We start from the raw sequence: 21,277 nt of genomic DNA, 5'->3' as shown, positions 1-21,277 counted from the left end.
TATTAAAATTTAAATGTTAAATTGAAGCCTATATCTCTCGTGGTAGGCAATGACCCAACAGAATAACCCCTAGAATTGTTTCCTGAAGACAATCCACTTTCAGGATCTGCATAAGGCAAATGTTTACTTATTATCCACAAATTAGATCCTAATAAACTAAAGGTTGCCGAATTGACAAATGTTCCTTCAAACATACTCTTAGGAAAATTGTAAGAGATTGAAACTTCTCTTAATTTTACATACGAAGCATCATACACAAATGCTTTGGCAGGCTGAGCTAAATAACCATAATTATTAGAATAGGTTCCTGGATTTTGCGACATCACTTTATTTGGCTGACCATCAGGCGCAACTCCTGCATTAAGAATACCTTTTTCACGAATATCTCCTGCTGCAGTTTCTTTGTACAATCCAGTAGCAAGACCATAGTACATATCCAAAGAAAAAATATCTCCTCCTTTCTGGGTATCAATTAAAAAACTGAATGAAACATTTTTATAAGTAAATCGATTTCTTAAACCTCCAATCCAATCTGGAGTGATGTTTCCTATTGTATTATCAGATGTAGTGGTAATCATATATTTACCAGTCTTTTGATCTACAGTCGGCTGCCCATTGGTGTACACATAATCTGTCCCTTTGATACTTCCGTAAGCTTCATTTATTGTTGCATTGGTTGTAACTCCACCTTGAAAACTAGCTAACTGTAAATTTTCGATTCCCCCTGGCAATGAAACAACTTTGCTTTTATTGTTTGACCAGTTTACAGTAACATCCCAACTAAAGTCTTTCATTTTAATAGGAGTACCTGTAATTTGAATTTCTAGACCTTTATTTTCAATATCACCTCCATTTACTACTGCATTTGTAAAACCAGATGCAGAAGACACAGCTGCCGAAACAATTTGATCTACTGAATTTGTCTTATAATAAGTAACATCAAATCCTAAACGGTTATTGAGCATACTTGTTTCTATACCAACTTCAAAAGATTTTGTTCTTTCAGGTTTTAGATTTGGATTTTTATTGATGTTTGGCAAAGTATACATTGATTGATTATCAAAATTAGAACTTCTCACATAGGTGTTATTAAGCTGCAAAGCATCTGCATCATTACCTACCTCAGCATAATTCATTCTAAATTTTCCTAAATTTAGCCACTCTTGTTTCATCAAATTAGAAAATAAAATAGATCCAGAAACAGCAGGGTACACATATGAATTATTGCTGTCTGGAAGTGTTGAAGAAACATCACGTCTAACAGAAGCATCTAGAAAGTAAGTATCTTTAAAACCTAAAGATGCCTGAGCATACACTCCGTTTACTTGTTTTGTATATTTTGTTTCTTTTGGAAAGGGTAAAGCATATCTCGAATTTGATAATGCATATATTCCAGGTGTCACCAAACCGCCAATTGTTGACGAAAGAACACTTTCCTTATCATCTCTTCTTACATTTGCTCCCAATACTCCAGTCAAACTAATATTTTCTCCAATTTTTTTATTGAAATTCAACATGAAATCATAATTGACTTCTTGAAAATTATTATCGTATCTCTGATAACCAGAATTTTCATCGACCGGAGATAATCCAAATCCAGATGCAATAGAACCTACCGCACGTCTTTCCTCTTGCAATTCTTTATAAGTATCTAACGACACACGTCCTAAAGCACTTAACCAATCTGTAATTTTATAATTAAGGGATGCATAACTGAAAAAACGTGTTCTATTATCTGAAGAGTAATTTTGATATCGAGTAAAATATGGATTATCCCAATAAGCGGGCACTAATCCATCTGGTGAACTAGGATCACTCCAGTTCCAAGTAATATTTTTACCTCCCGAAGCATTATAAACATTTTTCAATTCTTCTATATCAGTATTAGTTTGCCACCATTGTCTAAAACTACCTATAATATTATCATTGTATCCTGTCGAGTTTCTACCAATAGTACTTTGTAAAGTAACTGCTGCATATGCATTTGCTGTTAACTTGTCTGTAATGTTTTGACTAAATCTAGCACTTAATTGATTTTTTTTCAATTCACTATTAGGCAAAATACCCGATTGCAGTGTATTTACATAAGACAGAGAAAGATTTGATTTTTCGGTAGCTTTTTCGAGAGACAAACTATTTATGGTTGTTTGCGCTGTTTTGAAAAAAGTAATCGGATCATTTTTAGCGGCCTGCCAAGGTGTAGCTTTTCCATAATTTTTTGAATATGGCGTAAATGCATCCCATTGATAAACTGGCTGTCCAGTAAATGCGTCTCCATAGGAAGCATCATTTGAGGTATCTACTGTAGGAATTTTGCTGTCTGGATCTAAGAAAGAAGTTCCAATTCCGTATCCTGAACCATATTTGTTCTGGTACTTAGGAAATGTAGATTTATCGACAGTACCAACAGTCAAATTACTTGAAAAAGTAAATCCGATTTTTTTATCTTCTTTTTTTCCTTTTTTAGTCGTAACCATTACCACTCCGTTTGCTGCTCGAGATCCATACAAAGCTGTTGCTGCAGCACCCTTAAGAATATTAATACTCTCAATATCTTCTTGATTAATGTCAGATACGCTGTTTCCATAATCATAACCGCCACGTCCAGTTGTTTGAGAAGTGGTATTATTATTTGTATTATCTATCGGAACTCCATCTATTACCCACAGAGCTTGATTATTTCCTGTAAGAGATTTATTTCCACGAATGACAACATTGGTCGATCCTCCAAAATTTGTATTTCTTGAAACTTCTACACCTGCTGCTTTTCCAGATAAAAGATTGGAAACATTTGTATTTCCTGCTCCTCCGTCTAAATCTTTTCCTGAAATTTGCTGCGTTGCATAACCTAAAGACTTCTTCTCTCTTTTGACACCCATCGCTGTCGTTACGACAACACTTTCAAGTTCTTGTGCACCAGCATCTACCATTTTCACATTAATTGTAGAAGAACTTACAGCTACTTCCTGCGTTTTCATCCCAATATAACTAAACACCAAAACTTGATCCGAGCTGGCATTAATTACATATTTTCCATCAAAATCAGTTTGAGTTCCTGATTTAGTTCCTTTAACCAAAACACTAACACCTGGCAAAGGTATTCCTGCATTGTCTGAAACCGTCCCTGTAATTTTTTTTTGTTGGGCAAAAGTAAATTGCAACACAAACACAAAAAAAAGCACTGTTAATCCTTTTAATTTTTGTTTCATTATTTTTCATTTTGAGTTATTAGGGGGCGAACTTAAAAAATTAAAATAATTTTAACAAGAATTAATCACTAATTAACATAATAATTTGAAATATTTTACTTACAAAATAAAAAACCGCATAGATTATGGATCTATACGGTTTTTATTCCTTTATCACTTTTTCCTAAAAGCGTACTAATTCAAAATAGTTAAAAATAATAATAGGAAGAATATCTTAAAAACTCAAAAACAACACATTATACTACTGTTCACCAACAACTTAAACAATAAACTATTTTTGTAATTATTTCTATTGACAAAACTAAAGAAGTATATTCTTACATTTGGTCTCTAAAAGCCAAAAAAACAATAAAAAAAGCCAATAGTCGAAACTATTGGCTTTTTTTGCTATTAACTGTTTAATCTCTTTTTCCTACATTCTTTCCGGAACTTCAATTCCCAATAGTTGAAATGCAGATTTAATTACTTCGCCAACTTTTTGAGAAAGCTGCACTCTGAATATTTTTTTTGTCAAATCAACTTCTCCTAAAATATGTACCGATTGGTAAAAAGAGTTATATTCTTTTACCAAATCGTAAGTATAATTGGCAATTAATGCCGGACTATGATTTTGGGCAGCGTTCTGAATTACTTCTGGGAAAAGTTCGATTTGTTTTACCAATTCTTTCTCTTTTTCATGTAGTTCTTCAATTTCAATTTTGCTAGAGAAATCAAAATCGGCTTTACGGATTATCGATTGAATTCTTGCGTATGTGTATTGAATAAAAGGACCTGTATTTCCAGCAAAATCAACAGATTCTTCTGGGTTAAATAAGATACGTTTTTTAGGATCTACTTTCAAGATGTAATATTTCAAAGCTCCTAAACCAATGGTTTTGTACAACTTCGCTTTTTCTTCGGCAGAATAGCTGTCTAATTTTCCTAAATCTTCTGAGATTTGTTTTGCTGTATCGGTCATGTCCTGCATCAAATCATCAGCATCTACAACGGTTCCTTCACGACTTTTCATTTTTCCAGATGGCAAATCTACCATTCCGTATGATAAGTGATATAAACTTGAAGCCCAGTCAAAACCTAATTTTTTAAGGATTAAGAATAATACTTTAAAGTGATAATCTTGTTCGTTACCAACTGTATAAACCATTCCGCCCACATCTGGCATATCTTTTACACGTTGAATCGCTGTTCCGATATCTTGTGTCATGTAAACCGCTGTTCCGTCAGAACGTAAAACGATTTTTCTGTCAAGACCTTCATCTGTCAAATCAATCCAAACAGAACCGTCTGGATCTTTTTCAAAAACTCCTTTATCTAAACCTACCTGAACAACATCTTTTCCTAAAAGATAAGTGTTGCTTTCGTAGTAATATTTATCAAAATTAACTCCAAGATTGGTATAAGTTGTTGCGAAACCTTCATAAACCCATTCGTTCATTTTTTTCCAAAGCTCAATTACTTTTTCATCTCCAGCTTCCCATTTCTTAAGCATATCCTGCGCTTCGATAATGATTGGTGCTTGTTTTTTAGCTTCTTCTTCTGTTTTACCAGTTTCTATTAAACCATTAATTTCAGCTTTATAAGCTTTATCAAACTCTACATAATATTTACCAACTAGTTTATCTCCTTTTAAACCAGAAGTTTCTGGAGTTTCTCCGTTTCCGAATTTCTCCCAAGCCAGCATCGATTTACAGATATGAATTCCTCTATCGTTGATAATTTGCGTTTTATACACTTTCTTACCCGAAGCTTTTAAAATCTCAGCAACAGAATATCCTAACAAATTGTTACGAACGTGCCCTAAATGCAACGGTTTATTGGTGTTTGGAGAAGAATATTCTACCATTACTGCTTTTTCTTCTGGGTTTGGAGCTACAAAACCGAATTGTTTTTGGTCTTTTATTCCATTAAAGAAATCCAGATAATAACTATCTGAAATCACAATATTCAAGAAACCAGAAACTACATTAAAGCGAGCAACTTCAGAGACATTTTCTACTAGATAATTTCCAATTTTATTTCCCAATTCAGCCGGATTACTTTTAATCACTTTTAGCAAAGGGAAAATTACCATCGTAATATCTCCTTCAAACTCTTTTCTAGTAGTTTGGAACTCGATTTTATCAACAGTAACATCAAATAATGCTTGTATTGCTTTTTGTATAGAAGGTGTAAGAATTTGTGATAATGACATGTAAACTTATTTTAAAGTGAGCAAAGATACTGCTTATTCATCAATTAGAGAAAATCAAAAACATATTAAATTCAAGAAAAGAGTTTCAATTTGACAAAAAAGCCTAAATATTAATTGTTAAAATTATCGAAAAATCAAAAGCGTAATCTCTTACAAAACAGTCCATGAGAAAAAAAATATACTTTTTTCTAGCATTTCTTGTAACATATCAGCTGTAAAAGAGTCTTACTAGAGATTCTAATTTTTTTAAGATCAAGAAAAACAAAAAAAGAAAAACTAACAAAACGAAATCATCATCATCAATCAAATCAAAAATAATCAGTAAAAAAATCATGAAATTAAAATTCTTTCTGTTTGCATTATTAGGGATAATCGCAACTGCACAGGCCCAGAATACTGGAAGTATTTCTGGAAAAATTACAGAAAAGTCGAACAACGCGCCGATTTCTTATGCCACTGTTTCGCTTAAAGAAAATGGAAAAGTGATTTCTGGAGTAAACACAGATGACAACGGAGACTTTTCATTTAAAAACATTGCTTTAAAAAATTACACAATCGAAATTCAATATATCGGATTCAAGAAATATATTGGTTCCGTAATTTTAAGCGAAAATAGAAAAACAGCAACTGTAAATGTTGCTCTTGAAGAAGAAGCGACTCAGTTAAAAGGTGTAAATATAGTTGCTGAACGTTCAACAATTGAACAAAAAATTGATCGTAAAGTAATTACTGTTGGTAAAGATTTAACAACTGCTGGAGCTTCTGCATCTGACATTATGAGTAATATTCCATCTGTAAATGTAGATCAGGACGGAAAGCTTTCTCTTCGCGGAAATGACAATGTACGTGTATTAATTGACGGCCGTCCATCGAACATTGATCCTGCTCAATTATTGAAACAAATTCCATCAACTTCTATCAAAAAAATTGAGTTAATTACAAACCCAAGTGCAAAATACAATCCAGAAGGAATGTCTGGAATCATTAATATTGTATTGCATAAAAGTGCAAACACTGGTTTTAACGGAAGCTATAGCGGAGGTATTACTTTTGGTGAAACTGCAAAATACAATCAATCGCTTGATTTGAACTACAAAACTGGAAAAGTAAACTTCTTTGGAAATGGAGGACAAAACTTTGGAACGTACTATAACAAAGGTAGAATCTTAAGATTGGATCAGGATGTAGAACAAAATTTGAAAATTTCTAACGAAAATGATAATTACTTATACAAGTTAGGAATGGATTATTTAATTAATGACAAAAACACTTTGTCTTTCTATACCAATCAAAATAAATCAACTGGAAACGGAAATGTAATTACTAATATCGATTACAACAATGGCGATCCAGATATTTTAAACATTTACCAAAATTCACTTTACAAAGGGCCAACAAAAACTGGAACTTACAATTTGGCTTACAAACATATTTTCAAAAAAGAAGGACATACTTTAGATTTTGAGGGTAATTACAGTGATACGAAATCAAACCAAAATGCAAGTTTTGATACTAATACAACAAGACCTGACAACACTTCAAATAGTGTAATTTATAGCGATCAAATTGGTGATCAAAGAAAATTGAGCACGATAAATGTTGATTATGTAAATCCATTAAATGATAAAACCACGCTTGAAGCTGGCGCAGAAGCTAGAATTACTAGAACAAATAATGATTACAATACAGGTAATCCTTTAGTTCCTATTGATGAAAGAGTTTCAAATTATACTTACGACACTGATATTTATTCGGCTTATGTGACTTTTGGTCAAAAATTCAAAAAATTTAGTTACCAATTAGGAACTCGTTTTGAGAGCTATAAAGTTCAAGCAAATTTAAACCACGGCCAAGATAAATTTAATGATGATTATATTACTTTATATCCATCAGCTTATTTGACGTATAATTTGAATGAAAAAAATGTTCTTCAATTTAGCTATAGCCGTCGTGTTGACCGTCCAAGTATAGAGCAAACTAAACCAATTCGTGAATTCTCAACTCCATTAGTAACTTCATATGGAAATCCTGAATTAAGACCTCAGTTTACAAATTCGGTGGAGGTTAATTATACTAAAACACTTGAAAAAGGAAGTGTTACTGCAGGTGTTTATGTAAGAAGCATTAATGATCAAATAAGCAGAACATTGAGTCCAGATCCAAATGATCCGTCTGGATACAAACAAATCCTGAGCTATACAAATTATGATCACAACAGTGCTTATGGTTTTGATGTTTCGTTAAATTATAAATTGACAAAATGGTGGGATATTCAACCATCGATTGATTTTTCAAGTATCAAACAACAAGGTGTAGTTTTTGAAATTAATAAACCAACTGGTACTGAACGCAGTGTAACAACTACAGCATTTAATGCTCGTATGAACTCTAACTTCAAACCTACAAAGCGCTTAAGCTTCTTGCTATTTGGTTTTTACAGAGGACCGGTTGAAGATGTACAGCAAAATCGACATGAAATGTACAAAATGGATATTGGTTCACGTTACACATTGCTAGACAACAAAATGAACATTAGTGTACGTTTTAATGATGTTTTCAAGACAATGAAATATGCTTTTGATGGAATTTATCCTTATCCGCAAACTGGTCAGTTTTCTTGGGAAAGCAGAACGGTTTATTTAGGTTTGACTTATAACTTTGGAGGAGGAAAAATCAAAAACTTACAGCGTAAACAAAGAGAAGATAATACTAATAAAGGTGGGGGCGGAATGTTCTAATCTTACCTAAAAAGATTTTTTTTAAATAATTTTTGAATAATTTCTTGTAGAAAAAAAGTCTGGAGATTGCCACCTCCAGACTTTTTTGTTTTATTAAGCTTATAAAAAATTACACAGTTCTTTTATTTCTTCTGGATTTGCAGTTTCAGAATTATCTGTAATTGCTGAAGAATGATAAAAAGTAAGATCTAATTTCTCTTGCAGTAATTTTATATTAGACGATCTTAAACCGCCACCTGGCATAATCTCAATTCTGTCTCCTGCCAATTCCTGAAGTCTTTCTAAAGCGAGAATTCCTTCTTCTACATTTACACCTTGACCTGAAGTCAAAATAGTTTTAAAACCACAGTCTATAACAGATTCTAGTGACTTTTCTGGATTTTTAACCACATCAAAAGCACGATGAAAAGTACATGAAAGCGGATGCGCTAAATGAACCAATTCTTTATTCTGCTTTCTATTTATTTTCCCGTTTTCTTTTAGAATTCCGAAAACAAAACCATCAACACCTAGTTTTTTATATTGTTTTATGTCTTGTTTCATTTCTGTGAGTTCTTCATCAGAATAAACAAAATCTCCGCCACGAGGCCTAATGATAACATGCATTTTTATATTTATGCTTTCGCGAACTTTTACTACCAAAATAGAATTTGGAGTAGTTCCTCCCAGTTTCATATTTTCACATAGCTCAATTCTATCTGCACCGTTTGCCTGAGCAATCAATGCCGATTCATAATTAAAACAAGCTATTTCTAGTTGATTTTTTTTCATTGTTATTACATTAAAAAGAGGCTTTCACTTTACTCAGCCTTACAAACTACAAAATAATTATGCTCAATCTTTGTCTCCCTGAGCGGAGTCGAAGGGCGCTCCTATTGGGAAGTGAACTTCGACTTTACTCATCCTGGCAAACTACAAAACAATTATGTACTGTTGAGCAAAATCGAAGGCTAATTTAATACTAAACATCCTTTTTATTAAAATTTTTATGAGTTGTTTTATTCAGACATTGAGAAAGTTTTTTCAAATCCTCCCATTTCTCTTTTATTATAGCTTCTTTCTTTTTACGGCTCCAGCCTTTTACTTGCTTTTCAAATGCGATAGCTTGGATAACATCATTAAACTCAGTACAAAACACCAACTCTAAAGGCGTTTTATTAAATGTGTAGCTTTCTTTATTTAAACCATAATCATGTTCATTTAATCTTCTATTTATATCATTTGTCATTCCTGTGTAATAACTTCCATCAGAACATTTCAAAATATAGACATAATATATTTTCATTATTTTTTTATTTTAAGCAAAGTAAATGTAAGAAATTTAACTCAAAATAACTAAATAAAAGAGCGTGCTAATAGGAACGGGGCTTCGACTCCGCTCAGCCTGACAAATAGAAATCAAACATATACAATCGTTAAAGTTTTGTATCCCTGAGCGGAGTCGAAGGGCGTTCCTATTGAAACATGGGCTTCGACTCCGCTCAGCCTGACAAATCTGTATAAAAAAACCTGCTCCTAATTAAGAAGCAGGTTTTAAAAAAAATATAATGTAAGATGATTATTTTACCATTTAATAATAGCACTTGCCCAAGTAAATCCACTTCCGAAGGCTGCTAAAACTACAGTGTCTCCAGATTTGATTTTTCCTTGTTCCCAAGCCTCAGTCAAAGCAATCGGAATAGACGCTGCCGTTGTGTTTCCGTATTTCTGAATATTATTGTGAACTTGGTCGTCTGTCAATTTGAATTTATTTTGAATAAACTGCGAAATTCTCAAGTTTGCTTGATGCGGAATTAACATATCGATATCTGAAACCTGAAGACCATTTGCCTCTAATCCTTCATTAATTACTTCTGCAAAACGAACAACAGCATTTTTAAATACAAACTGTCCATTCATATAAGGATAATAACTTTCGTCGTTTGGATCGTTATCTGCAATAATATCAGTTACCCAACGAGCTCCCATTCCTGGTGCTTGTAATGCCAATTCTTCTGCATGTTCTCCTTCAGAGTGCAAATGCGTAGATAAAATTCCTTTTGTCAAATCTTCTTCACGGCTTAAAACTGCCGCTCCTGCTCCATCTCCAAAAATTACGGAAACTCCACGTCCGCGAGTGGTCATGTCTAATCCTGTAGAGTGAACCTCAGAACCAATAACCAAGATATTTTTATACATTCCGGTTTTAATGTATTGATCTGCAACAGATAATGCATAAACAAAACCAGAACATTGATTTCTAACATCTAATGCTCCAACTGTTCTTAAACCTAAATCTCTTTGAACCAAAACTCCAGGTCCTGGAAAATAATAATCTGGACTTAATGTAGCAAAAACTACAAAATCAATATCTTCTTTGGCAACACCAGAACGTTCTATTGCAATTTTAGCTGCTTTTACTCCCATTGAAGTCGTAGTGTCTTCTCCACGAATGATGTGTCTTCTTTCCTGAATTCCAGTTCTTTCCTGAATCCATTCATCATTGGTATCCATTATCTTAGACAAATCATCGTTAGTCACTACATTGGAAGGAACATAATATCCTAAACCAGCTATTTTTGAATGATACATAATCTATTATTATTTATTAAAAAATTGGATTGCAAATTTACGCATACTTTAAAATATACGTACACAAAATACTATTTTTTTCGTTATTAGCAATTTAATATATTTTAATTCTAAAGTGACTTATGATCATTTACTTCTTGAAAAGACAATATTAAGACACAAACATTGAAAAAAATTAAAAATAAGGCTCAAGATGTAACAACATAAAAGTATTTTAGACAAACATTTTGAATACTATTACGAACCCATAAAATTTAAACTATGAAATTAAAGGTTACGCTGTTTTTATTTTTAAATATAAGTTTTTTCTCTTTTGCTCAGGAGAATCTAACTTATCAAAAACCTTCTAAATCCATTTTAGATTTGGCAGATTATCAAAGAGCGCCTTCTGTGTCTATGGATACAAAAAAAGAAAACATGCTTTTAATGTATCGCAATACTTATAAAACGCTCGATGATCTCAATCAAGACGAAGTTCGTTTGGCAGGTTTAAGAATTAATCCTGTTACTAATATTTCAAGCACTGTAACCTACCTAAACAATCTAAAACTAAGAAAAATAAGCGGGAAGGAAGAAATTCAGGTTAAAGGACTGCCTGAAAATCCAAAAATAACAAACATTCTTTGGTCGCCAAACGACAAAAAAATCTTATTCTCTCATACTACAAATTCTGGCGTTGAGCTTTGGGTTTTGGATGTCGTAACAGCACAAGCAACAAAACTTACAGAGGCTAGAGTAAATGCAAATCTTGGAAATCCGTTTAGCTGGTTTTTGGATAGTGAGACTATATTAGTAAAAATGCTTCCTAAAAACAGACAGCCACTTTTGGATTCCAAAAAAGATCTGCCTACTGGCCCAATTATTTCGAATACCTCAGGAGAGAAATCGCAAAACAGAACCTATCCTGATATGTTGAAAAACAAAAATGACGAAGCTAATTTTGAAAACTGCATTACTTCTGAATTATACAAAGTAAAACTAAATGGTGATGCTGTTTTGTATAAAGACGCCGCTATGTTTGCAGGAGAAAGAATCTCACCAGATGGCAATTACATTATGCTTACTACCATTCAAAAACCATTTTCTTATGTAGTTCCATTGAATAGATTTCCATTCAAAACCGTTGTTTATGATTTAAGCGGAAGAGAAATTAAAACGGTAAATGAGGTTCCTTTAAACGAAATTATGCCAAAAGGTTTCATGGCTGTTCGAAAAGGAAAAAGAGAGATGGCGTGGAGAAACGACAAACCTGCAACATTATCTTATGTAGTAGCTTTAGATGAAGGAGATCCTGCTAACAAAGTTGATTTTAGAGATGAAGTTTTTCTTTGGGATGCACCTTTCGACAAAGAAGCTTCCTCATTAGTAAAAACACCACAGCGTTTCAGTGATATTACTTGGGGGAATGACAATCTAGCGGTTCTTTCAGAAGAATGGTACGATACGAGAAACACCAAAACATTTTTAATAAATCCATCAAATCCAGGTCAGCAGCCAAAATTGATTACAGATAGAAATTCTCAGGATGTTTATTCAGATCCTGGAGTTTTCGAAACAAGAAAAAATGCCTATAATAAATATGTTTTAGCTATCGAAAAAAACAACTTGTATAGAATTGGCGAAGGTTACACCAAAGATGGACAATTTCCTTTTGTTGACGAATTCAATCTGGAAACTTTAAAATCAAAGCGTATTTATACTTCTCCATACAAAGATAAAAAAGAGGATATTTTAGAAATTGAAGATTTTAAGTCTGGAAAAGTCTTAGTTCAAATTCAGTCAAAAAGTGAATATCCGAATTATTTTTTCAGAAATATAAAGAAACAAAACAGCCTAACACAAGTTACTGATTTCAAAAATCCATTTGAAAGCATTAAAAACGTTAGTAAAGAAGTTATTAAATACAAACGTAAAGACGGATTAGAACTTTCGGGAACTTTATATCTCCCTGCCGGTTATGATAAAACTAAAAAAGAAAAACTGCCACTATTAATTTGGGCATATCCTGCAGAATATAAAGATCGAAACAGCGCTTCGCAATCGACTCAAAATTCGAACGAATTTACATTCCCGTATTATGGATCGTTTGTATATTGGGTTACAAAAGGCTATGTTGTTTTAGACGATGCTGCTTTTCCAATTATTGGTGAAGGAACTACAGAACCAAACGACAACTTCATTTCGCAATTAGTAGACAATGCGGCAGCGGCTATTGATGCGGTTGATGCTTTAGGCTATATTAACCGTAAAAAAGTCGCTGTTGGAGGACACTCTTACGGAGCATTTATGACGGCAAATTTATTAACTCATTCTAATCTTTTTGCTTGCGGAATTGCCAGAAGTGGTGCTTACAACAGAACTCTAACCCCATTCGGATTCCAATCTGAACAAAGAAATTACTGGGAAGCTCCTGAAGTTTACAATACCATGTCTCCGTTTATGAATGCTGAAAAAATGAAAACTCCTATTTTATTGGTTCACGGAGAAGCAGATAACAATCCTGGAACTTTTACTTTGCAGACAGAACGTTACTTTCAAGCATTAAAAGGTTTAGGAGCGCCTGCAAGAATGGTTATTCTACCAAAAGAATCTCACAGTTATGTAGCTAAAGAAAACATTCTTCATTTGCTTTGGGAACAAGATCAATTTTTAGAAAAATATCTGAAAAACTAAGTTCATAATTTGATTCCAAAAGTAAACCCGACAGATTTTTAAACCTGTCGGGTTTATTATTTTAACAATCAGAAATTATCTAATTTTCTAATTGACACATTCCCTAATTATAAATAATTTAATGCCAGAAAAACTTCCTGTTCGAGTGGCAAATCTATTTCGCTTTCAAAGAAAACCAGCTGTCTTTTATAAACAGTTTCAATTAAATAGTGGCTTCCTCTAAAATAAGTTCTTCTAATTTTTACCATTAATTTTGATTCCGAAACCATTTTAAACTGGTGCGGATAGACTAGCGTTTTATGATTTTCATCTTCATAAGACAGTAATAAATGAGTCGGAATTTCATTTACTTCACCAAACAAAGAAGCGACATATTTAATTTGCGGATCTTCATATATTTTTGCTGGATCATCTTTTACCAAGACTTCTCCATTTCGCATCACGATTGCCTGATCTGCAAAAGACAAAGCATCGGTACTATCGTGAGTTGCAATAATACAAGTGATTCCTTTTTGCTTTAGGTAACGAAATAAATTACGGCGCAACGCATTTTTTCTAAAAGCATCAATCTGGCTAAATGGCTCATCTAGTAAAATTACTTCAGGTTCTAAAGCCAAAACTCTTACCAAGGCAACTCTCTGCTGTTGTCCTCCACTTAAGAATTTCGTCTTTACATTAGAAAACTGGTCCATTTCTACCATCTCTAATAATTCCTGAACACGAAGTTTTTTCATGTTTGCAAAACCATTTGATAGAAATTTACCAACATTTTCTGCAACTGTTTCGTAAGGAGACAAGTCAAAATCCTGCGCCAGATATTTCATATAAGGCATTCCTGGAATCAAATTAAACTTTGGTCCTAAGACTGGTTTATCTCCATAAAAAATCTTTCCCTCGTCTAGATCGTAAAGTCCATATATAAGTTTGAGCAGTGTACTTTTTCCGCAGCCACTCTCACCAATAATGGCTATGTTCTGACCTTTTTCAATAGAAAAAGAGATGTTTTTTATAACAGGGTTTTCGGTGTACGAAAAAGATATATTTTGTATGTCGAGCATGAGTTGTAATATGAGACGTCAAATTTACAATGTTTAATTTCTAAAGTCAAAAAAAAGCTGCCTCAATTATGAAACAGCTTTTTTTAGATTTTATTTTGTCCGGAAATTTCTAAGATGAAAAAACAATTCCAATTTTAGTTATAACTACATTTTAAAAATAGTACAAATATTGTTAAATTTTAAATTTGTAATATTTATTTTACTTTATTTGTGTTAAACCTAAAAACACAAACCATGAAAAATAAACTAAAATTTACTGTATTCTTTCTAGTTACAACATTTATTTTATTGCTTTCTAGCTGTCAAGATGAAGAAATCTCAGTAGGTAACGAAATAAAATCTAGTAGCTACAAACTAAAAGTAGTTACAAAGAGTGAAATTGACCAAAACCAAAAAATAACAACCAAACTTGAAAAATTCACTTCTCCAAAGAACTTATCATCAAAAAATATTTATGTTGATAATCTTGGATTAGTAATACAAACTGACGATGCAACTTATATTGAAAATGGAAATTATCATTCATATACTTTCTCTACAGTGCAAAAAGAAACTGAAAACATCAAAAATGTTCTTTTTTCCTTAAATAAGGATGGCGACTATGACGCATATCTTGTTGAGTACAATTATAATAAACTCGAACTTAAACAATTTAATAGTAAAACAAAACCTTCCCCTGCAACCATAAAACCAATAAATCTTGATTTAAAATCCCTGACTTCAAAATATAAAACACTATGGGTTTGCAAATACGATTATGAGTGGGTAGGATCTGGCGACCTAGTTGGAGCTGAAAATGTTAAATATCAATGGGTATTGGTAGCTACGAGCTGTGCTGCTATAGATGTCAATGTTATTGACGGTTCCGAAGACCATAATTCTGACACAGGGGGTGGAGCAATTCCTTCAAATCCATCAAGCGGTGGAAGCGGTGGTGGAGTTGTAACAGCACCTAAAGAGTCTCATATTGACAATCAAGGTCCTGTTAGATTAAGTTTTGTAAAGGATAAATTAGATGTCGGTGGGCAACAAAGTCGATTCTTAGACAGTCATGATACAATAGTATATGTTTTGTATTACTATCTATTGCAAAATAATTCTTCTCTTGAATCTAGACAATTTGGTAAGGAATTGCTAGAAATAGTACGAACAGACACTTCATTTGATTTAAATGCATTCTATTTTACTCTAAACGCTCAGAGCAACAAGAAAATAAACAATGGATTAGATGAAGCATTCTTACTCGCCATGGATCAATATATGGATGCAGATATAAAAGACATCTATAATAATGATCCAGATTTAATTATATATTTTGGAGCGCATCACATTGTTAAAATGGCACGTTTAAAAAAACTAAATCCACAATGGAGCTATTTAAAATGCTATTGGGAAGCAAGTAAAGAAGTTGTTCATATAACACTTGACGTATTTGGAACCGTACCTGTTATAGGAGAACTAGCTGACGTTACTAATGGTGTATTGTATGTTATTGAAGGTGATGGTCTAAATGCTACAATAAGTATTGCAAGCGCTGTTCCAATAGCGGGATGGGCTGCAGTTTCCACTAAATATGCCATTAAAATAAATGAAGTTTATTCAATAGGAACTAAAGTTAAATTAGTTTGGAAAGTAAGTGGTGATTTAATTACTTTTGGTTCAAGAAGTCAATTAAGAAAAGTGTTAGGTCTTGCAATTGGAGATTTACGACAAGCACATCATATAATTCCTTGGAATAAACAATCAAAAGCCGTCATCCAAAAAGCTTCAAAATCTCAACATGCTTTTCATATGAATGAGGCACTAAATGGAATTCCTTTAGAGAATGCCGTACATAATGGCAGTCATGCTCGCTACGATGATTTAATTCAAGGATATTTAAATCGAATTCCAGATAATGCGACACCTGATCAATGCTATGAAGCTGTAACTGATATAATAAATAAAGTAAGAACTGCTATTGCAAATAACCCTAACACGCATATTAATCAATTAATTTTTTAAGTATGAAATATTATTTCATTAGGCATTCATTGAATAAAAGAATATTAGGGCATTATCCTCAGATTAAAAACATCATTCACTATTATACTACTGAGGAAGCCCCTCTTTTTATTGATCAGTTTAATTTTGGAAAAACTAATCTTAATTTGATCATTTCTAACATTACTTTGCATCCTACTTCTAAAGCAACTGATTATATAGATGTTAAAGGTGAAATTGGTTTTTTATTCAAACTTTTAATCAGTGGTAAATTAAAATCTATATTAGAAAAGAACAAAACTTTAGGCATCCAATTTTTTCCATGCACAGTTTTTAAAAATAATATTGAGTACACTGATTATTGGGTATTAAATTACTATGGAATAAACTATCAATTTCTTGACTTTAAAAACTCAGCATTTTTTGTGACTACAAAATTTGACAAAACGAATAAGTTAGATATTGATAATGAAAATAATTTTATTGAAAAGCAAAAAGAAATTGCTAAAGAAGGATATCCTAAAGGTCTTTTGATTGATAAAATTGAAATAAAAAAAAATAACGCCGAACATTTTTTTATTATACAAAATACAGAGGATGGCATACAATATATTGCTTCCGAAAAACTGAAAAAAGAAATAGAAGAAGCAAATTGCACAGGCATTGAATTTCAACCAATAGAGTTATCATTAAGAGAATGGCTACATGGAGGTGAACGTGAAAAAATTTATGAAAAATGAAAGACACAATAGTTCAACTTTATAATCATCATTTACAGATTGTGAATAGTTATTCATTTGCTGATATTATAAATGAATACATCAAACAAAATAATGAATACTACCTTTCAATAGGAATTACTAATTACTTAGAAGATGAAGAGGTAAGATTTTTAAATAAGCTAAAAAACAGTAAAAAAATCAACAACTCTTTTATAAAAGTAAAAGAATTAAATATTGATGAAAAACAGATTGTTTCAAACTTTCAAGAAGACATTACAAAATCTCTTAATCAATTTAAAAAAATAATAGAAGAAAACAAAAACAATACTACTTATCAGTCTATGTTTATTGAACATGATTTTTTTCCTTATGGCTATATTAAATTATGCAGCAAAAAGAATTTCTCAATAAATAAAAGCACAAATATCTCTGATTTTGATTGTAATGATGGAATTCATGATGAAAGTTGCAAAATTAACTATTCACTAATTTGGAAAAACTTAACTAAGTTTCAAGCGATCTTGGAAGAAATGGAATTAGACAATGATATATATGAAACCTCATTTTACGAATCACTTTTAGAAGTTTATACTTTGAAGACTTTTATATTGTTAAGTGAAGCGTTTGACAAACTTGAAGCTGATATTTTTGAAGGAATTAATATTGTAAAACCATTTTTCATTTTTGCAAACGAGCATGATTGCAAACCATATACTATTTACGTTTACAATTAATGACTATTTAAATACAATTAATAAAAAAAGCTGCTTCAATTATGAAACAGCTTTTTTTAATATTTTATTTTGTTTTGAAATTATTTTCCAGCTTCCGCTTTAGCATCATTTACCATTTTGTCGTTTGCTGTAATTGAGAATTCAACACGACGGTTTTGCGCTCTTCCTTCTGGAGTATCATTTGTTGCAATTGGATCTGCAATACCTAAACCTGAAGTTTTAAAACGGCTTGCTTTTAATCCTTTAGCAACTAAATAAGCTTGAACAGATGCAGCTCTTTGTCCTGAAAGTGTCAAATTATATTCTGGTTTTCCTGTATTGTCAGTATAACCAAAAATTTCAATATTAGTATCTCCGTACTCAGTGAATACAGGAATCAATTTATCTAAATTAGCTTTTGCCTGAGTAGTCAAAGACGATTTGTTAGTATCAAAACGAACCGCATTCTCGTTCAAAGTCAAGTGAATACCTTCACCAACTCTTTCAACATCAGCACCTGGAAGCGCCTGATCGATTTCACGAGCTTGTTTATCCATTTTATTACCAATCAAAGCTCCAGTTCCACCTCCAACAGCAGCTCCAATTACAGCTCCTAATGCAGCGTTACCGCCTCGACCAATATTATTTCCTAAAATACCACCAATAACACCACCTGCTACAGCACCAATTCCTGCTCCTTTTTGTGTGTTATTTGCATTTTTTACTGAATCGCAACTTGTAAAAAAGCTAGCTAACACCAATAAACTACTTAAACCTAAAACCTTTATCTTTCTCATTTTTTATACCTTTAAAATATTAATTAGCTCTTTGAAATTGGTAAGTCACATCTTTTACCTGACCTCCAACATTTATATTATCTACTAACTGAAATGAACTTTCGGTCACCCCAGCAACTTTTAGTAAATATCCATCTCTTACTTTCTTCGCTTTTTCACCTGCATTAAGAATTTTAAGCACAAACAAACCTTGGCTGTTTATACTCCATACAATTGGAGAAGAAAATCCAGTACAACTTGGTGATGTTAAAGCCATATTTCCTTTATTATTATTAGAAATAAAACTCCAAGTACTTCCAATGAAACATTTAGAATCGGCAAGATCAAAAGAATTAACTTTGATATAATCTGAACCTGGATAAGATACATTAGTTAGAACCCAATTCCCTTTTAGAGCTACCTGAGTTTTCTTGTCAAGTTTAGTTGAAAGTGTAGTAGCCTCAGAAGATGAAGCTGCAGTGGACGAAGATGATTTACACGCAAAAAACAGAGCGGCAATCATGCACATTAAAATACTCTTCTTCATTTTGTACAATTTTTTTAGATTAATATTTGTCTTTTTAACAATTATTGTACCACAAATATACGATTCGTTCAGATATTTTTTGTTTTACAATCCATTTATTTTCTTTCAAAATTAACATTTGCGACATTTTGTCACCCAAAAAACAATTGGTATTCTATTTGAACAAATGAAAATCATCAAATTAAATCAAAAATTAAAAAATATGGCAACAGGTAAAATTAATGTTTCAGTAGAAAACATTTTTCCCTTAATTAAAAAGTTCTTATACAGCGACCACGAAATTTTCTTGCGTGAGCTTGTTTCTAATGGTACTGATGCTACTTTAAAATTAAAACACCTAATCAGCATTGGTGAAGCTAAAGTTGAATACGGAAATCCGATTATCGAAGTTAAAGTGGATAAAGAAGGAAAAAAAATCCACATTATCGATCAAGGTTTAGGTATGACTGCTGATGAAGTTGAAAAATATATTAATCAAGTAGCTTTTTCTGGCGCTGAAGAATTCTTAGACAAATACAAAGATTCTGCTAAAGATTCTGGAATTATCGGACATTTTGGTCTTGGTTTCTACTCTGCTTTTATGGTAGCTGAAAAAGTTGAAATCATTACAAAATCATACAAAGATGAGCCAGCTGCACACTGGACATGTGACGGGAGTCCTGAGTTCACATTAGAACCAGCTGACAAAACTTCACGCGGAACAGAAATCATTCTTCATATTGCAGAAGATTCTTTGGAATTCTTAGACGATTCTAAAATCAGTGGCTTATTAAACAAATACAATAAATTCATGCCTATTCCGATTAAATTCGGAACAAGAACTGAAACGCTTCCAAAACCAGAAGATGCTCCAGAAGATTATGTGAATGAAACTGTTGAAATTGACAACATCATCAACAACCCAAATCCTGCTTGGACAAAACAGCCTTCTGAATTAACTGATGAAGATTACAAAAACTTCTACAGAGAATTGTATCCAATGCAGTTTGAAGATCCGTTGTTTAACATTCATTTAAATGTAGATTATCCGTTTAACTTAACTGGTATTTTGTATTTTCCTAAATTAGGAAGCGACATGCAGATCCAGAAAGACAAAATTCAGCTGTACCAAAACCAAGTTTACGTTACAGATAACGTAGAAGGAATTGTACCTGAATTCTTGACGATGTTAAAAGGTGTGATCGATTCTCCAGATATTCCATTAAACGTTTCTCGTTCTGGTTTACAGGCTGACGGTGCGGTTAAGAAAATTTCGAACTACATTACTCGTAAAGTAGCCGATAAATTGAAAGCTTTATTCAATGAAAACCGTGCTGATTTTGAAGCAAAATGGAATGATATTAAAATCGTTTTAGAATACGGAATGCTTTCTGAAGATAAGTTCTACGAAAAAGCAGGTGCATTTGTTTTGTATCCAACTGTAGACGATAAATATTTTACTTTAGAAGAATTAAAAGAAAAACTAAAAGAAAACCAAACTGATAAAGATGGTAAACTTGTAGTTCTTTATGCTGGAAATAAAGATGCACAGCACTCTTATATTGAAGCTGCGAAAGACAAAGGATACGAAGTATTGCTTTTAGATTCTCCAATCATTTCTCATTTGATTCAAAAAATTGAAAACGATAATAAAGATGTAACTTTTGTTCGTGTAGATTCTGACCATATTGATAACTTAATCAAAAAAGAAGAAAATACGATTTCAAAATTATCTGATGACGAAAAAGCAGCTTTAAAAACTTCATTAGAAGCTTATATTCCAAAAGCATACAGCGTTCAGCTAGAAGCTATGGATTCTCAGGCTGCTCCTTTCATTATAACGCAACCAGAATTTATGCGAAGAATGAAAGAAATGAGCCAGACAGGCGGCGGAATGTTCGGAATGGGCAATATGCCAGAAATGTACAATCTGGTTGTAAACACCAATTCTGATTTGGCTTCAAGTATATTAAATACAGAAGACAAAACGCACCAAGAGCATTTGGTTAAACAAGCATTAGATTTGGCTAAATTGTCTCAAAACCTATTAAAAGGTGAAGCGCTTACTGCTTTCGTAAAAAGAAGTTTTGAAATGATTAAGTAATCATTCGAAAATA

Annotated in this window: 14 protein-coding genes; 6 read left to right on the top strand and 8 right to left on the bottom strand. The window is 32.4% G+C overall.

The window, feature by feature from the left end; genetic code table 11:
- Nucleotides 1–2 precede the first annotated feature (2 nt).
- The gene (locus LPB248_RS14995; protein ID WP_177212142.1) at nucleotides 3–3,209 is read right to left on the bottom strand and encodes a SusC/RagA family TonB-linked outer membrane protein; all 3,207 of its coding nucleotides are present in this window, start codon (nucleotides 3,207–3,209) and stop codon (nucleotides 3–5) included.
- A 412-nt stretch (nucleotides 3,210–3,621) separates the two neighbouring features.
- Nucleotides 3,622–5,400 carry an arginine--tRNA ligase gene (gene argS / locus LPB248_RS14990; protein WP_177212141.1) on the bottom strand — a complete coding sequence of 593 codons (1,779 nt, stop codon included), beginning with the start codon at nucleotides 5,398–5,400 and terminating at the stop codon, nucleotides 3,622–3,624.
- 332 nt (nucleotides 5,401–5,732) lie between these two features.
- Here argS and LPB248_RS14985 point away from each other — a divergent pair, with 332 nt between their 5' ends.
- On the top strand, nucleotides 5,733–8,138 hold the full coding sequence (locus tag LPB248_RS14985) for a TonB-dependent receptor domain-containing protein (protein WP_177212140.1): 2,406 nt from the start codon (nucleotides 5,733–5,735) through the stop codon (nucleotides 8,136–8,138).
- Nucleotides 8,139–8,237: 99 nt separating this feature from the next.
- Here LPB248_RS14985 and LPB248_RS14980 read toward each other — a convergent pair whose 3' ends face one another.
- From LPB248_RS14980 to LPB248_RS14970, 3 genes are all read right to left on the bottom strand, one after another.
- Complete coding sequence (locus LPB248_RS14980) at nucleotides 8,238–8,909, bottom strand: copper homeostasis protein CutC (protein ID WP_177212139.1); 672 nt, start codon at nucleotides 8,907–8,909, stop codon at nucleotides 8,238–8,240.
- Between the two features lie 190 nt (nucleotides 8,910–9,099).
- The gene (locus tag LPB248_RS14975; RefSeq protein ID WP_177212138.1) at nucleotides 9,100–9,423 is read right to left on the bottom strand and encodes a GIY-YIG nuclease family protein; all 324 of its coding nucleotides are present in this window, start codon (nucleotides 9,421–9,423) and stop codon (nucleotides 9,100–9,102) included.
- A 278-nt stretch (nucleotides 9,424–9,701) separates the two neighbouring features.
- The gene (locus tag LPB248_RS14970) at nucleotides 9,702–10,709 is read right to left on the bottom strand and encodes a 3-oxoacyl-ACP synthase III family protein (protein WP_008464493.1); all 1,008 of its coding nucleotides are present in this window, start codon (nucleotides 10,707–10,709) and stop codon (nucleotides 9,702–9,704) included.
- A 261-nt stretch (nucleotides 10,710–10,970) separates the two neighbouring features.
- Between LPB248_RS14970 and LPB248_RS14965 the strand changes: the two genes are divergently transcribed.
- Nucleotides 10,971–13,382: an alpha/beta hydrolase family protein gene (locus tag LPB248_RS14965; protein WP_177212137.1), complete on the top strand. Its 2,412-nt coding sequence runs from the start codon at nucleotides 10,971–10,973 to the stop codon at nucleotides 13,380–13,382.
- A 107-nt stretch (nucleotides 13,383–13,489) separates the two neighbouring features.
- Here LPB248_RS14965 and LPB248_RS14960 read toward each other — a convergent pair whose 3' ends face one another.
- Nucleotides 13,490–14,440: an ABC transporter ATP-binding protein gene (locus LPB248_RS14960; protein ID WP_177212136.1), complete on the bottom strand. Its 951-nt coding sequence runs from the start codon at nucleotides 14,438–14,440 to the stop codon at nucleotides 13,490–13,492.
- Between the two features lie 234 nt (nucleotides 14,441–14,674).
- On the opposite strand from LPB248_RS14960, the gene LPB248_RS14955 reads away from it, so the two are divergent.
- From LPB248_RS14955 to LPB248_RS14945, 3 genes are read left to right on the top strand one after another with little or no spacing between them, the layout of a single operon-like run.
- The gene (locus LPB248_RS14955) at nucleotides 14,675–16,444 is read left to right on the top strand and encodes an AHH domain-containing protein (RefSeq protein WP_177212135.1); all 1,770 of its coding nucleotides are present in this window, start codon (nucleotides 14,675–14,677) and stop codon (nucleotides 16,442–16,444) included.
- A gap of 2 nt (nucleotides 16,445–16,446) precedes the next feature.
- Nucleotides 16,447–17,163: an imm11 family protein gene (locus LPB248_RS14950; RefSeq protein ID WP_177212134.1), complete on the top strand. Its 717-nt coding sequence runs from the start codon at nucleotides 16,447–16,449 to the stop codon at nucleotides 17,161–17,163.
- Nucleotides 17,160–17,879, top strand: a complete 720-nt coding sequence (locus LPB248_RS14945) for a hypothetical protein (protein ID WP_177212133.1) — start codon at nucleotides 17,160–17,162, stop codon at nucleotides 17,877–17,879. Before LPB248_RS14950 ends, LPB248_RS14945 begins: the two co-directional genes overlap by 4 nt.
- Before the next feature lie 80 nt (nucleotides 17,880–17,959).
- Here LPB248_RS14945 and LPB248_RS14940 read toward each other — a convergent pair whose 3' ends face one another.
- On the bottom strand, nucleotides 17,960–18,655 hold the full coding sequence (locus LPB248_RS14940) for an OmpA family protein (RefSeq protein ID WP_111424469.1): 696 nt from the start codon (nucleotides 18,653–18,655) through the stop codon (nucleotides 17,960–17,962).
- 19 nt (nucleotides 18,656–18,674) lie between these two features.
- Nucleotides 18,675–19,181 carry a lipocalin family protein gene (locus LPB248_RS14935; RefSeq protein ID WP_177212132.1) on the bottom strand — a complete coding sequence of 169 codons (507 nt, stop codon included), beginning with the start codon at nucleotides 19,179–19,181 and terminating at the stop codon, nucleotides 18,675–18,677.
- 202 nt (nucleotides 19,182–19,383) lie between these two features.
- Here LPB248_RS14935 and htpG point away from each other — a divergent pair, with 202 nt between their 5' ends.
- Nucleotides 19,384–21,264 carry a molecular chaperone HtpG gene (htpG, locus tag LPB248_RS14930; RefSeq protein ID WP_177212131.1) on the top strand — a complete coding sequence of 627 codons (1,881 nt, stop codon included), beginning with the start codon at nucleotides 19,384–19,386 and terminating at the stop codon, nucleotides 21,262–21,264.
- Nucleotides 21,265–21,277: the final 13 nt, after the last annotated feature.

The sequence above is a fragment of the Flavobacterium sp. LPB0248 genome (assembly GCF_013388355.1).
Classification (GTDB): Bacteria; Bacteroidota; Bacteroidia; order Flavobacteriales; family Flavobacteriaceae; genus Flavobacterium.
This window is presented reverse-complemented; position numbering and strand designations above follow the sequence as displayed.